This is a genomic window from Nonomuraea sp. NPDC054003 (genome assembly GCF_055585125.1).
Genome location: NZ_JBVJKR010000011.1, coordinates 132,873 through 146,200 on the forward strand (window position 1 = coordinate 132,873; position 13,328 = coordinate 146,200).

The window sequence follows — 13,328 nt, forward strand, 5'->3', positions numbered from 1 at the left end:
GCATGTGACGCCTCCCCTCGTCGTGCGCCTCCTGCTCGTCGTGCTGCTGCTGGCCCCCGTCTCCGCCTGTGGTGTGATCGACGTGCCGTCCAGGGACCGGCGCGGGCTCGACTCGTTCGAGGACGACGTGTGGGGCGCCAGGACGCTGTCGGAGGAGTTCTGGAAACAGCAGTTCGCGGCGTCCGGGATGACCTATCGCCCGGTCAACCGGTTCATCCCCTACTCGGGGACGAACGGGCCGCGTTGCGGCGGGCAGCCGTCCGTGCCGAACAACGCCTTCTACTGCTCGGCGGGACATTTCATCGCCTACGACGAGGAGTGGATGCGGGCGCTGTGGAGCCGGATGGGCGACGGCTCCGTCTATCTGATCATCCCGCACGAGTTCGGCCACGCCGTGCAGGCCCAGCTCCGCACCAGTTTCCGCCTCAACGTGGAGATGGAGCTGCAGGCCGACTGCTACGCGGGCGGCACGCTGCGCGCCCTGATCGACTCGGGAGCGCTGGTGGCCGAGCCGGGCGACGAGGACGAGCTCCTGCTCAACCTCGCCGCCGCCGGCGACCCGACCGACGACTGGCTCGACCCGGCTGCCCACGGTACGGCCGAGCAGCGCCAGCGGTCGTTCGCCGTCGGCTACACCCGCGGCGTGAGCGCCTGCTGACACCTCCCGCGATGTAGTCGCGTGTCAATCCCCAGGATGATGCGACTGATCTTGTACACGTCATAGCGTTAGCCCATGCCATTGGAGGAGATCGGCTGGCTGCGCAGGGGGGCCTGCAGATCCAGCGACCCGGAGCTCTTCTTCCCCCTCGCCCCCTCACCCGTCCAGGAGGCGCGGGCCAAGGCCGTCTGCGCGACGTGCCAGGTCCTCACCGAGTGTCGTTCGTACGCGTTGAAGGCGGGCGAGGCCGATGGCATCTGGGGTGGGCTCACCCCGGAGGAGCGCCGCCGCTCCCGCGTTCCCGAAGGTGTGCGCCGCCCCGCGGCCTCGTGACCCTCCGGCGTGGGTTAAGAGTGAGCGCGACTAATCTTCAAGGGTGCTGCTTCGCTCGATCGCCGTGCTGACGGCGGCCAACGTGCTCAACAACCGCGTCGCGCCACGGCTCGGCCCCCTCACCTCCGCCGCGGCCACGGCGGCGCTGGTGGCGATGGCCCGCCGGTCGGGGGTCACGTGGGAGGAGCTCGGGTTCGAGCACGGGCGCCGGGGGGCCGTCATCGGCGGGGTGCTGGTGGCGGGCGTGGCCGCGGTCTACACCGTCGGCATCACCCTCCCTCGCACCCGCCCGCTCTTCCACGACGAGCGGGCGCTGTCGCTCACCCGCGCCCGCGTCCTGGAGGAGGCCCTGCTCCAGGTCCCGTTCGGCACGGTGCTGCTGGAGGAGGTCGGGTTCCGCGGGGCGCTGCACGCGATGCTCCGCCGGGCCCACGGGCAGGCCACCGCCACTGCGGTGTCGTCGGCGCTGTTCGGCCTCTGGCACATCCTGCCGGCCGTCGACATGGCGCGCGCCAACCCGGCGCTGGGAGCCGTCGTCGCGGGCGAGTCCCCCGGGCGGCTCGACACGGCGCGGGTCGTGGCGGGCAGCGTGCTCTCGACGGCCGCCGCCGGGGTCCTGTTCACCGAGCTGCGCCGCCGGGGTGGGCTCCTCGCGCCCTCGATGCTGCATCTGGCGACCAACTCGCTGGGCTACCTCTTCGCCCGCCTCGCCGCGACCAGGACCGAGCCCGTCCAGCAGGAGGCCTCCCTCTGATGACGACGCGCGAACGGGAGATCACCGAGCCCGTGGACCTCTGCCTGCCCGACGGCCGGCTCAACCCGGCCGCCGTCGGCTGGACGCGACGGCCGCTCCACCGGGCCAACCTGCGCGGCTGGGGCCGCACCAAGCGCTGGGAATACTGGGGCATCGTCACCCCGTCCCACATCATCGGCGTCGTGGCGTCCTCGCTCGACTACGCGGGCGTGCACGGCCTCTACGTCCTCGACCGCGCCGCCGGCGAGGAGATCAGCAGGGACGTCGTGGTGCCGTTCGCCCGCGGCACCGTCATGCCCGACCGCAGCGGGGAGGGCACCGCCGTCGCGAAGGGCGGCGGCGGGCTGGACATCCGGATCACCCAGACCCCCGGCGCCACCGCGCTGCGCGCCCGCGCGGAGGGCATCGAGGTCGACCTGGAGATGCCGTCGCGCGAGGGCCACGAGTCGCTCGGCGTGGTGGTGCCGTGGGGCCCGCGGCGCTTCCAGTACACGGTCAAGGACGTCGGCCGCCCGGTCCGGGGCAGGCTCGTGCTCGGCTCGGTCCCGTACGAGGTGCGCGAGGAAGACTCGTTCGCCGTGCTCGACCACGGGCGGGGGCGCTGGCCGTACTCGATCGCCTGGAACTGGGCGGCGGGCAGCGCGCCCGGGAAGGCGATCCAGCTCGGCGGGCGGTGGACGGCCGGCACCGGGATGACGGAGAACGCCCTGTTCATCGGCGGCCGGCTGCACAAGATCGGCGAGGAGCTGGCGTGGAGCTACGACCGCGCCGACTGGATGCGGCCGTGGCGGATCACCGGTCCCCGGGTGCAGGTGGAGTTCACGCCGTTCTACGAGCGGGTGGCCCGCACCGAGCTGGTGGTGGTGGGCTCCGAGACCCACCAGTGCTTCGGCCACTTCGCCGGCCGCGCCCAGGCCGACGACGGCACCTGGGTGGAGCTCGACGGGCTGACGGGGTGGGCGGAGGAGGCCCGGCAGCGCTGGTGATGTTCTCCCGGTGGTGAGGGTGCTTTCCGCCCCGGGGTGAGGATCCTTCACCTCGCGGCCCTGGCCTGCGTTCATGCTCTTTGCCGCTGCTTTAAAGTCACTTCCGCGCCTCAACGTGTTCGATCGGACACGGAGAGTGCGTATATCAAGATCACACTTCGTGATATACGCTGGAGGTAACGGAGGTGGTGTTCCATGCGAACGGTCATCGACATCGACAAGGAACTCGTCCAGGCGGTCCAGGACAGGCTGGGGACGAGCAGCATGAAGGAAACGGTCCACTCGGCCCTGCAGGCGGTGCTCGACCGGGACGAGGAGACGGCGGACGCGATCGAGGCGTTCGAGTTCTGGCGGACGGAGGGGAGCCCGGATCTGCTGGATCCGGAGGTCATGAAGCACGCGTGGCGGCGACAGGAGTGATCTACCTGCTCGACACGAGCGCGCTGGCGCGCATCAGGACCAGCGACGTCGTCGCCAAGGCGCTCCACCCGCTCTACGCGGCTCGTGTCGTGGCCACGTGCGACATCATCGACCTGGAGGTCGGCTACAGCGCCCGTAACCACGCGCACTACAAGCGCATCATCCGCGCACAGCACCAGGTCATCAGGCTGTCCGCCGGGCCGGAAGTCTGGGCGCGCGCCCGCGAGGTCCAGCTGAAGCTGATCGAGGCCTCGCAGCATCGCGGCGTCAGCCCGCCGGACCTGCTCATCGCCGCCTGCGCCGAGGTGTACGGCGCGACGGTGCTCCACTACGACCGCGACTACGACCGGATCGCGGAGGTCACCGGGCAGCCGTCGCTGTGGGTGGTGCCGCCCGGTTCGGTGCCGTAAGCCGGCCTATGTCGTGTTGACGACCTGGAAGCCCTCGGCGTAGTGCCCGTCGGGGAAGCCGGCCTGCCGCGCCCAGGCGGCGAAACGGTCCCTGACGATCTCCGCGAACCCCTCGATGTGACCCACCTGACTGGCGTGCGACTGCAGCGCCGCCAGTTTGCGGTCGACGACCGGCGTGATGTCCACCCAGTGGTTGCGGGTGGGCCCGCCCATGAGCCACACCTCACGCACCGTCCACGCCTCCAGGCCCTCCTCCTCCACGAGCTCCGGGAAGGCGTACGGGTTGCGCGCGTCGGGATAGACGGCGTCCAGGGTGGCGCCGCCGACCGCCCGGTGGTCGGGGTGGCTGGGGGCGATGAACTCGTAGTTGCGCTCGGGGTGATGGGTGATCACCAGCTCGGGCCGTACCTGCCTGATGACGCGCGCGATGTCCCTGCGCAGATCCAGCGACGGGACGACGGTCCCGTCGGCGCGGCCGAGGGAGCGCAGGTCGGTCACGCCGACGCACTTGGCCGCCGCGGCCTGCTCGGCGCGGCGAAGTTCGGCCATGCCGGAGTGGTCCAGGGAGCGGTCGTTGCCGCCCGCGTCGCCGTCGGTGACCAGCAGGTAGGTCACCTCCACGCCCTTGTCGGCGAACAGCGCCACGCTGCCGGCCGCGCCGAAGTCGGCGTCGTCCGGGTGCGCAGTCACGACGAGGACCCTGGTGATCTCACTCTCCGGCAGCATGGCTCCCCTTTCTGAGGCGTCTGTCCGCACAACGGGAGCCCGGTCCCCGGCATTCCGGGCGCCGATTGTCGGTGAGGGGGCCTAACCTAGGGGCGTGCCCACCCAAGTCTCTGTTGACCACCCTTTGCTCGACGGCCTCAACCCTCAGCAGCGCGAGGCCGTGCTCCACCACGGCAGCCCGCTGCTGATCGTCGCGGGCGCCGGGTCCGGCAAGACGCGGGTGCTCACCCACCGCATCGCCTACCTCCTGGCCGAGCGCGACGTCCATCCGGGCGAGATCCTGGCCATCACGTTCACCAACAAGGCCGCCCGCGAGATGAAGGAGCGCATCGACAAGCTCGTCGGCCCGCGCTCGCGGGCGATGTGGGTGATGACCTTCCACAGCGCGTGCATGCGCATCCTGCGCCGCGAGGCCAAGCGGCTCGGCTTCCCTTCGAGCTTCTCCATCTACGACCAGGCCGACTCCCAGCGCCTCATGGCCATGGTCTGCCGCGAGATGGAGCTCGACCCCAAGCGCTATCCGCCCCGGTCGTTCTCCGCCCAGGTCAGCAACTTCAAGAACGAGCTGATCGACTACGAGACCGCGATCGAGCGGGCGGGCTCCCACCTGGAGAAGACGCTCGCCCAGGCCTACAAGAGCTACCAGCTCAAGCTCACCGAGGCCGGCGCGATGGACTTCGACGACATCATCATGAACACGGTGACGCTCTTCCAGCTCTTCCCCGAGGTGGCGGAGCACTACCGGATGCGCTTCCGCCACGTCCTCGTCGACGAATACCAGGACACCAACCACGCGCAGTACATCCTGATCAGAGAGCTGGTCGGGTTCCCCGAGCTGCGCACCGCCGACGGCGACCAGGTGCGCTCCGGCACCAGCCAGTCGGAGCTGTGCGTGGTCGGCGACGCCGACCAGTCGATCTACGCCTTCCGCGGCGCGACGATCCGCAACATCCTCGAGTTCGAGCGCGACTACCCCGACGCCCGCACGATCCTGCTGGAGCAGAACTACCGCTCCACCCAGAACATCCTGGCCGCCGCCAACGCGGTCATCTCCCGCAACGAGTCGCGCAAGCCGAAGAACCTCTGGTCCGACCAGGGCGACGGGCCCAAGATCGTGGGATACGTCGCCGACAACGAGCACGACGAGGCCGTGTTCGTGGCGCAGGAGGTCGACCGGCTGGCCGACGAGGAGGACGTCAGGCCGGGCGACGTCGCGGTCTTCTACCGCACCAACGCCGCCTCCCGCGTGTTCGAGGAGATCTTCATCCGCACCGGCCTGCCCTACAAGGTCGTCGGCGGGGTGCGCTTCTACGAGCGCAAGGAGGTCAAGGACCTGCTGGCCTACCTCCGGGTGCTGGCCAACCCGCTCGACGTGGTGTCGCTGCGCCGCATACTCAACGTGCCCAAGCGCGGCATCGGCGACCGGGCCGAGGCGATGGTGGAGGCGTTCGCGGCGCGCGAGCGGATCCCGTTCTGGGAGGGCCTGCGGCGGGCCGACGAGGCGCCGGGCATGGCCACCCGCTCGCTCAACGCGATCAGGGAGTTCGTCGCGATGATCGATGAGCTGATCGCCAAGGGCGAGGGCGTGCCGCCGTCCGCGCTGGCCGAGGAGGTGCTGGTGGCCACCGGCTACCGCGCCGAGCTGGAGGCGTCCGAAGATCCTCAGGACGAGTCCCGTCTGGAGAACCTCCAGGAGCTGGTCTCGGTGGCCGGCGAGTTCGAGGAGGCCAATCCCGAGGGCACGCTCGTGGAGTTCCTGGAGCAGGTATCGCTGGTGGCCGACGCCGACCAGATCCCCGAGCAGGACGGCGGCCAGGGCGTGGTGACGCTGATGACGCTCCACACCGCCAAGGGCCTGGAGTTCCCCGTGGTGTTCCTGACCGCCATGGAAGACGGCGTCTTCCCCCACATCCGCTCCATCGGCGAGCCGAAGGAGCTGGAGGAGGAGCGCCGCCTGGCCTACGTCGGCATCACCCGCGCCCAGCAGCGGCTCTACCTGACGCGGGCGGCGGTGCGCAGCTCGTGGGGCGCGCCGTCGTTCAACCCGGCCTCGCGGTTCGTCAACGAGGTGCCGGCCAAGCTGGTCGAGTGGCGCACCGACCCCGACAAGTCGGCGTGGAGCGCCGCCACCCGCCGCGAGCCTGCCCCGGCCGCGGCCCCGAAGAAGACCGGCGGCCGGGCCGTCCCGTCGCTGACGCCGGGCGACCGGGTCACCCACGACGCGTTCGGTCTCGGCACCGTGGTGTCGGTCGACGGCGTGGCCGAGAAGACCAAGGTCAAGATCGACTTCGGCTCGGGCGGTGAGAAGACGCTCCTGCTCGCGTACGCGCCGCTGGAGAAGCTCTGACCTCGTGCGTCAGCTCTGGGCGGTGCGCAGGGCGCTGCCCTTCTTCCACTGGGTCCAGTTGAGCTGCCAGTAGCTCCAGCCGTTGTTCCACTGGAGCTTGCGCTTGGTGCCGACGATCTTGACGACGTCGCCGCGCTGGCTGATCTGGTAGAACCACTTGGCCCCGGCAGGGGTGGCGCGCACGCAGCCGTGGCTCTGGTTGGACCGGCCGAGATACTGGTAGTCGCCGAAGCTCTGGTGGACGTACTCGCCGCTATCGGAGATGCGCACCGCCCACGGGATCTCCTCCTTGTAGTAGCGGGGGTCCTTCGGGTCGGTCACCCCCATCCACGACGAGGTCATGGTCTCCACGGCCTTCTTGCCCATGGTCAGGTGGACGCCGCTGGTGGTCAGGTAGACGTCGACGCCGTTCCTGACCAGCCCGCCGCGGCCGGCGCTGATCGGGATCTTCTTGGCCAGCTTGCCGTTGCGGTAGACCTTCATGACGTGCTTGCGGGTGTCGACCAGCGACACGTGCTTGGCGCCGACGGCGAAGCGGCGGCTGACGTTCTTCGCCTTCTCGTTGCCGGGGATCTCGCTGAGCAGGGCCTTGAACAGCACCTTCTGGTAGGGCTTCCAGTAGGTCTTGGTGCGGTAGATGACCTTGCGCGGCGACACCCACCGCCAGGCGCCCTCGACGGGATGCTCGGCCTCGACCTGGAGCACGGACTCGACGGCGGCCTTGTCGGGCACGTCGCGGTCGAAGGTGACGATGATGGGGAAGCCGACGCCCACCTTCTCCGTCTTCTCGCCCATGGGGGTGATGTCGGCGATGCCTATCTTGAACTTCTTCTTCGCCTTCGTGACGGTTTGAGCCGCCTGCACCGTCTGCGGCCGGGCGGCCTGCTGAGCGACGGGGGCGCCCTCCGCCGCGCAGGCCACCGCCGTCACCAGCGCGGCGGCGGCGAGAATCCGGGGGAAGACATTCACGGGTCGTACTCCTGAGCTATGGTTCTCCGCGTTGCGCGTCTGTACGTGTGACAATTGGGACGCGTGTTTCGACGGCGAATGGCTCGTCACGATGTTGTAACGGTCCAAAGGAGCACGAAACCGGCCTCCGTGGATCAGCGTTTGACCTTAGCGGCCCGCCGCTCTGACGGTCCCGCTTCTTCATGGCGGCCAGCGGATCCTTGGGCCCGGCCTGCGCGGGGACGGCCTGGACGAAGGTCGAGGCGAGGGCCGCGGTGAGACGCTTCATGCGATGTCTCGGTCTTGTGGGACTGGGAAGACCCCCATGCCCGAGGGCATGAGGGTCCTCATTCGTACGGAAGAGGAGAAAGCTAGCCGCCGACCCCGAGTGAGCTGATGGCGTCTTCCGGGATCTCCGACGGGATGTCGGCGTCCGGCGTCTCGGCGAACAGGTCGGCGATGTCGAGCCACTGCGACTTCGCCGGGGCCTTGATCGTGACCTTGGAGCCCCAGCCGGTGTAGCGGGTGTCGGTGACGGTGCGGCTGCTGCCCATGAGGCCGAAGTCGAGTGTCCACTCGCTCACCACGCGGGTCACCAGTCCTCTGGCGTTGGTGTCGAGGAGATACTTGACCTTGATCTTCCCGAGCTTGCCGGGGATCTTCGTGTCCTGGAACGCCGCGAGCTGCTTGAGGGTGACCGTGCCCTTGTAGTCGCCCTTGACGTTCTCGGCCTTGGCGACCAGGCCCTTGAGCACCTTCGGGTTGAAGATGTCGACCATTTGGTTCGACTGGTGGGAGAAGCCGGGGTAACGCAGCCACTTCTTGCCCTCGGGCAGCATGTCCGTGAAGATGCCGCCCTGCAGGTACCTGTGGTCGCCCGTGCTGATGGTGCGGTTGGAGCCCAGCGCCGACAGGGAGGTGCGCGTATTGCCCTTACCGCTGGACTTCGCGCGGCTGGTCAGGTCGGCCGCGATCACTCCCTTCTTACCGAAGGCGAGTTTTCCTGTCGTACGAAGGGTTTCGGCGGCCTTTCCGTCGACGTAACTACGCGCAGTTTCGGAAACGCGCACTCCGTGTCCGGGCTTGAACTGCTGCTTCAGCGTTTTGACCGGATTCGCCGGTGCGGCCTGCGCTGGCGCCACCGTGACCAGCGTCGCCGCGGTGGCCAATGCCAGCCCGGCAATGACTCTTCTCATCGTTGTCCTCGGTTGAAAAGGAAGGGGAAAAAGGTATCTTGCCGATCGAAGATCACAGCGATATCTCAATAGGCGGACAAGAGCTGATGATTCGGTGCACATTTCGTGCAGGCGGAGTGAGATCACCGTCACATCCAGGCACAACCGCGACCCGGTGACCGGGAAGGGTCAAGTCTGGGGCTAGGCTTCACTGGCGGAAACGCCCGGCACGGACGTACGGGGTGGCCCGGGCCGTCGAACATTCAGTCGGAGAAGCAAGGACGGACCCTCGTGGACCTGTTCGAACATCAGGCGAAGGAACTCTTCGCCGACTACGGCATCCCGGTGCCACGCGGCATCGTCGCCCACACCGTGGAGGAGGCACGCGCGGCCGCCGAGGAGCTCACCGGTCGCGTCGTCGTCAAGGCGCAGGTGAAGACCGGAGGCCGCGGCAAGGCCGGTGGCGTCAAGGTGGCCGACGACGCCGCCGACGCCGTCGAGAAGGCCCAGGCCATCCTGGGCATGGACATCAAGGGCCACACGGTGCACAAGGTGCTCGTGGAGGAGGCCAGCGCGATCGCGGAGGAGTACTACTTCTCCTTCCTGCTCGACCGCGCCAACCGCACCTTCCTGGCCATCTGCTCCGCCGCGGGCGGCATGGACATCGAAGAGGTCGCCCACTCGACCCCCGAGAAGGTCGCCAAGGTGCCGGTCTCGCCGCTGACCGGCGTCGACCGCGCCACGGCCCGCGAGATCGCGGCGGCCGGCGGGCTGCCGGAGAAGGCGCTCGACGGCGCGGCCGAGCTCATCGAGAAGCTCTGGTGCGCGTTCGTCGACGAGGACGCCAGCCTCGTCGAGGTCAACCCGATGATCCTGTCGGCCGACGGCCAGGTGAAGGCCCTCGACGGCAAGGTCACGCTCGACGACAACGCCTCCTTCCGCCAGCCCGACCACGAGGCCTTCGTCGACCAGGCAGCCGAGGACCCGCTGGAGGCCGCGGCCAAGGCCAAGGACCTCAACTACGTCAAGCTCGACGGCACCGTCGGCATCATCGGCAACGGCGCCGGCCTGGTCATGTCCACGCTCGACGTGGTCGCCTACGCGGGCGAGGCCTTCCCCGGCAAGCCCGCCCCGGCCAACTTCCTCGACATCGGCGGCGGCGCGTCCGCCGAGGTCATGGCGGCCGGCCTGGAGATCATCATGTCCGACCCGTCGGTCAAGTCGATCTTCGTCAACGTGTTCGGCGGCATCACCGCCTGCGACGCCGTGGCCAACGGCATCGTCTCGGCGTTCAAGCTGCTGGAGAGCCGCGGCGAGTCGGTCAACCACCCGCTGGTGGTCCGCCTCGACGGCAACAACGCCCAGCTCGGGCGACAGATCCTGGCCGACGCCGCGCTCCCGCGCGTCGAGCTGGTCGACACGATGGACGACGCGGCCAAGCGGGCCGCCGAGCTCGCTGCGGTAGGTGCGTGACACATGGCAATCTGGCTGACCGAGAACAGCAAGATCATCGTTCAGGGCATGACCGGTTCGGAGGGCACCAAGCACACCCGCCGCATGCTCGCCGCCGGCTCCCGCGTCGTGGGCGGCGTCAACGCCCGCAAGGCCGGCACCACCCACGAGGGCCTGCCCGTGTTCGGCACGGTCAAGGAGGCGATGGAGAAGACGCGCGCCGACGTGTCCGTCGTCTTCGTCCCCCCGGCGTTCACCAAGGACGCCGTCAAGGAGGCCGTCGACGCCGAGATCCCGCTCTGCGTGGTGATCACCGAGGGCGTGCCGGTCCACGACACCACCGAGTTCTGGGCGTACGCGACCGAGAAGGGCAACAAGACCCGCATCATCGGTCCCAACTGCCCCGGCATCGCCTCGCCCGGCGCCTCCAACGCCGGCATCATCCCCGCCGACATCACCACCGCGGGCCGCATCGGCCTGGTGTCGAAGTCCGGCACGCTGACCTACCAGCTCATGTACGAGCTGCGTGACTTCGGCTTCTCCACCGCCGTGGGCATCGGCGGCGACCCGGTCATCGGCACCACGCACATCGACTGCCTCCAGGCGTTCCAGGAAGACCCCGGCACCGACGCGATCGTGATGATCGGCGAGATCGGCGGCGACGCCGAGGAGCGCGCGGCCGCCTACATCGAGAAGCACGTCACCAAGCCGGTCGTCGCCTACGTCGCGGGCTTCACCGCGCCCGAGGGCAAGACCATGGGCCACGCCGGCGCCATCGTCTCCGGCTCGGCCGGCACCGCCCAGGCGAAGAAGGAGGCCCTGGAGAAGGTCGGCGTGCGCGTCGGCAAGACCCCCTCCGAGACCGCCCGCCTGATGCGGGAGATCATGCAGTCACGCTAGACAGCGGCGAAGGCCCCCACGGACGGCTCGTTCGTCCGGGCGGGGCCTTCCGCGTGTCCGGGGCTCGGAAAGCCCGTGCCCGTCGCGGAAACACCGTATAAACCGGGCGGGTGTGCGGCGCGTCAACCAAGCGCCGGTCGGGAAAGATTGAGAAAATCACTTGTTGTGACGGCGATACTCGACCAGCTCCGCACCGCCCCCCGGTCGGTTCTCGGCAAGCTGCCGGGGGTCTCGGGTGACGACGAGTCCCGCCGGCCCCTGCCCGTGTCCGGCATGCTCGCCGCCGCCATCGCGCTGGGCGCCGGGCTCGCCGTCCTCACCACGCTCACCATCGTCGGCTGGATGGCGGCCCCGCGCGGCGCGCTCGGCCAGGGGCTGCCCGGCGTGTTCCGCACGGCCGCGCAGATCTGGCTGGCCGCCCACCACGCGGGCTTCGACATCCCCGGCGGCCGGGTCGGGCTGCTGCCCCTGGGCCTGATGGTGCTGCCCGCCCTGCTGCTCTACAAGGCGGGGCGGTGGATGGCCCGCGACGCCGACCTGCGGCTGCGGCTGCCGGCCCGGCTGCCGAAGAACAGCCCGAAGGAGAAGGCCAACGCGCGGCGCCGGGCCCAGCTCGTGCTGGTCGTGCAGGCGGGCGTCTCGCTCGCGGCCCCCTACGCCATGCTGGCCGGCGGCATCGCGCTGGCCACCACCAACGACCTCACCAAGCCGTCCATCGGCGAGGCGCTGATCAGCCACTTCCTCCTGGCCTTCCTGGCCGGCACGCTCGCCGTCGCGCGCACGATCGGGCCGTGGCGGGTGATGCCGAGGCTGCTGCCCGAGCGGGTGCGGGCGGTGACCGTCGGCACGGCGGTGGCCACCGCGATCATGCTCGCGGCCGGGCTGGTGCTCGTGCTGGTCGCCATCGTGCTCAACTTCGACCAGGTGCGGGAGCTGTCCGACGTGCTCGCGCCGGGGTTCGTGGGCGGCGTGCTGCTCCTGCTGGTGCAGCTGCTCTACCTGTTCAACGTGGTCATCTGGGGGCTGTCCTACATCGCCGGGCCGGGGTTCGCGGTCGGCGCGGACACGCTGGTCGCGCCGACGGGCGTGCAGCTCGGCACGGTGCCGAGCCTGCCGATGCTGGGCGCGCTGCCCGACAGCGGCCCGGCGCCCGTCTGGATGATGGCGGTGATCGCGCTGCCGTTCGCGGCGGGCGCGGTGGCGGGCGTCGTGGTCGCCAGGATCTCGCCCTCTCCCGCGTACGAGGCCGCGCCGCTCTGGGGTTTCCTCACCGGCGTCACGACCGGGCTGGTGGCGGCGGCGCTGGCCGCGTTGTCCGGCGGGCCGATCGGCGGCGGCAGGCTGACGGTCGTCGGGCCGCCGGCGTGGGAGGTGGCCCTGTCGGTCGGGCTGGAGGTGGGCGTGGCCGCCGGCATCTCCGCCGGCGTGACCAACCTGCTGCTGCTCAGCCGCAAGGCCCGCGCACCGCTCGACAAGGCCGCCGCGCCGGTGCGGAAGGCGGGGGCGGCGATCGCCAGGGCGGCCAGCAAGGTCGGGCTGGCCGAGTCGGACGCCCGCCCGCTGCCCGGCCACTGGATGGACGCCACCGAGGCCGACACGCAGCCCATCCCGGTCATCAGGGACGACTGGCAGGACGAGCACGCGTCGGCCGCCGCCGAGACCCTGGCCCAGGCGCGGCCGCGCGCCCCGCTGGACGAGGCGCCGCGGAGCCGCAAGGACATCGTGGACGAGTCGGACGACAAGGGCGGCCACGTGATCTACGTGGACCCGTACGCCTGGGACCGCGACTGATCAGGGCTGCGCCGCGCCGAGCAGCTCCAGCACGTCGGGCGGCAGCTTCTTCTCGGCCGCCTCCCTGAACTGCACGAAGCACTCGCCCTGCGACTGAACCGTGCCGGCGCCCTTCATGCACTCCTGGTAGGCGGAGTTCTCGTCCATCAGGTAGACCTGCATGCCGGTGGCCCCGGCGGAGAGCAGCAGCGCGGCGGTCGCCACGGCGATGCCGCCCGACGCCACGCCGGTGGGTTTGCCCGCGCCTCTCAGCAGCGGGAGCGCGCGGATGCCGGCCACGAGCGCGAACACCGCCATGACCAGCCCGGCCAGCGGCAGCATGAACGTCATGGCCAGCGCTGCGATGGACAACCAGATCGCTCGGCGGCCCGCGGACTCCGCGGGCTGCTGACCGGCCGGTGCTTGCACCGGTGTCGACACCTGACCTC

The 13,328-nt window shown here is 70.0% G+C and carries 14 protein-coding genes; 10 read left to right on the plus strand and 4 right to left on the minus strand.

Annotation, left to right across the window (positions count from 1 at the left end):
* Nucleotides 1–4 precede the first annotated feature (4 nt).
* The 6 genes from ACZ6YG_RS28115 (at nucleotide 5) to ACZ6YG_RS28140 (ending at nucleotide 3,561) form a co-directional block, all read left to right on the plus strand.
* Nucleotides 5–658, plus strand: coding sequence for a neutral zinc metallopeptidase (locus ACZ6YG_RS28115; protein ID WP_148036886.1), 654 nt, complete (start codon nucleotides 5–7; stop codon nucleotides 656–658).
* Between the two features lie 75 nt (nucleotides 659–733).
* Entirely contained in the window at nucleotides 734–991 is a 258-nt protein-coding gene (locus ACZ6YG_RS28120) for a WhiB family transcriptional regulator (protein ID WP_219545166.1), read from the plus strand.
* A gap of 43 nt (nucleotides 992–1,034) precedes the next feature.
* Entirely contained in the window at nucleotides 1,035–1,745 is a 711-nt protein-coding gene (locus tag ACZ6YG_RS28125) for a CPBP family intramembrane glutamic endopeptidase (protein WP_466019640.1), read from the plus strand.
* On the plus strand, nucleotides 1,745–2,731 hold the full coding sequence (locus tag ACZ6YG_RS28130; RefSeq protein WP_148036889.1) for a DUF2804 domain-containing protein: 987 nt from the start codon (nucleotides 1,745–1,747) through the stop codon (nucleotides 2,729–2,731). The genes ACZ6YG_RS28125 and ACZ6YG_RS28130 overlap by 1 nt, the downstream gene beginning before the upstream one ends.
* Before the next feature lie 195 nt (nucleotides 2,732–2,926).
* Nucleotides 2,927–3,151, plus strand: coding sequence for a type II toxin-antitoxin system VapB family antitoxin (locus ACZ6YG_RS28135; RefSeq protein WP_148036890.1), 225 nt, complete (start codon nucleotides 2,927–2,929; stop codon nucleotides 3,149–3,151).
* Nucleotides 3,133–3,561: a PIN domain nuclease gene (locus ACZ6YG_RS28140; RefSeq protein ID WP_148036891.1), complete on the plus strand. Its 429-nt coding sequence runs from the start codon at nucleotides 3,133–3,135 to the stop codon at nucleotides 3,559–3,561. Before ACZ6YG_RS28135 ends, ACZ6YG_RS28140 begins: the two co-directional genes overlap by 19 nt.
* A 6-nt stretch (nucleotides 3,562–3,567) precedes the next feature.
* Here ACZ6YG_RS28140 and ACZ6YG_RS28145 read toward each other — a convergent pair whose 3' ends face one another.
* Nucleotides 3,568–4,287 carry a PIG-L deacetylase family protein gene (locus tag ACZ6YG_RS28145; RefSeq protein ID WP_219545169.1) on the minus strand — a complete coding sequence of 240 codons (720 nt, stop codon included), beginning with the start codon at nucleotides 4,285–4,287 and terminating at the stop codon, nucleotides 3,568–3,570.
* 124 nt (nucleotides 4,288–4,411) lie between these two features.
* Here ACZ6YG_RS28145 and pcrA point away from each other — a divergent pair, with 124 nt between their 5' ends.
* Nucleotides 4,412–6,634 carry a DNA helicase PcrA gene (gene pcrA, locus ACZ6YG_RS28150; protein WP_148037301.1) on the plus strand — a complete coding sequence of 741 codons (2,223 nt, stop codon included), beginning with the start codon at nucleotides 4,412–4,414 and terminating at the stop codon, nucleotides 6,632–6,634.
* A gap of 9 nt (nucleotides 6,635–6,643) precedes the next feature.
* Here the strand turns inward: pcrA and ACZ6YG_RS28155 are convergent, their stop codons facing one another.
* Both ACZ6YG_RS28155 and ACZ6YG_RS28160 read right to left on the minus strand, forming a co-directional pair.
* On the minus strand, nucleotides 6,644–7,603 hold the full coding sequence (locus tag ACZ6YG_RS28155) for a L,D-transpeptidase (protein ID WP_466019641.1): 960 nt from the start codon (nucleotides 7,601–7,603) through the stop codon (nucleotides 6,644–6,646).
* Between the two features lie 350 nt (nucleotides 7,604–7,953).
* Complete coding sequence (locus tag ACZ6YG_RS28160) at nucleotides 7,954–8,778, minus strand: hypothetical protein (RefSeq protein ID WP_466019642.1); 825 nt, start codon at nucleotides 8,776–8,778, stop codon at nucleotides 7,954–7,956.
* A gap of 270 nt (nucleotides 8,779–9,048) precedes the next feature.
* Here ACZ6YG_RS28160 and sucC point away from each other — a divergent pair, with 270 nt between their 5' ends.
* From sucC to ACZ6YG_RS28175, 3 genes are all read left to right on the plus strand, one after another.
* Complete coding sequence (gene sucC, locus ACZ6YG_RS28165; RefSeq protein ID WP_148036896.1) at nucleotides 9,049–10,230, plus strand: ADP-forming succinate--CoA ligase subunit beta; 1,182 nt, start codon at nucleotides 9,049–9,051, stop codon at nucleotides 10,228–10,230.
* Nucleotides 10,231–10,233: 3 nt separating this feature from the next.
* A complete protein-coding gene (gene sucD / locus ACZ6YG_RS28170) occupies nucleotides 10,234–11,109 on the plus strand; it encodes a succinate--CoA ligase subunit alpha (protein ID WP_466019643.1) in 876 nt (291 codons plus the stop codon).
* Between the two features lie 165 nt (nucleotides 11,110–11,274).
* Nucleotides 11,275–12,900: a cell division protein PerM gene (locus tag ACZ6YG_RS28175; protein WP_148036898.1), complete on the plus strand. Its 1,626-nt coding sequence runs from the start codon at nucleotides 11,275–11,277 to the stop codon at nucleotides 12,898–12,900.
* On the opposite strand, the gene ACZ6YG_RS28180 is transcribed toward ACZ6YG_RS28175, so the two are convergent.
* Nucleotides 12,901–13,320 (minus strand): hypothetical protein, encoded by a 420-nt coding sequence (locus ACZ6YG_RS28180; protein ID WP_261809072.1) that lies wholly within the window; start codon nucleotides 13,318–13,320, stop codon nucleotides 12,901–12,903. It lies immediately after the preceding gene.
* Between the last annotated feature and the right edge of the window lie 8 nt (nucleotides 13,321–13,328).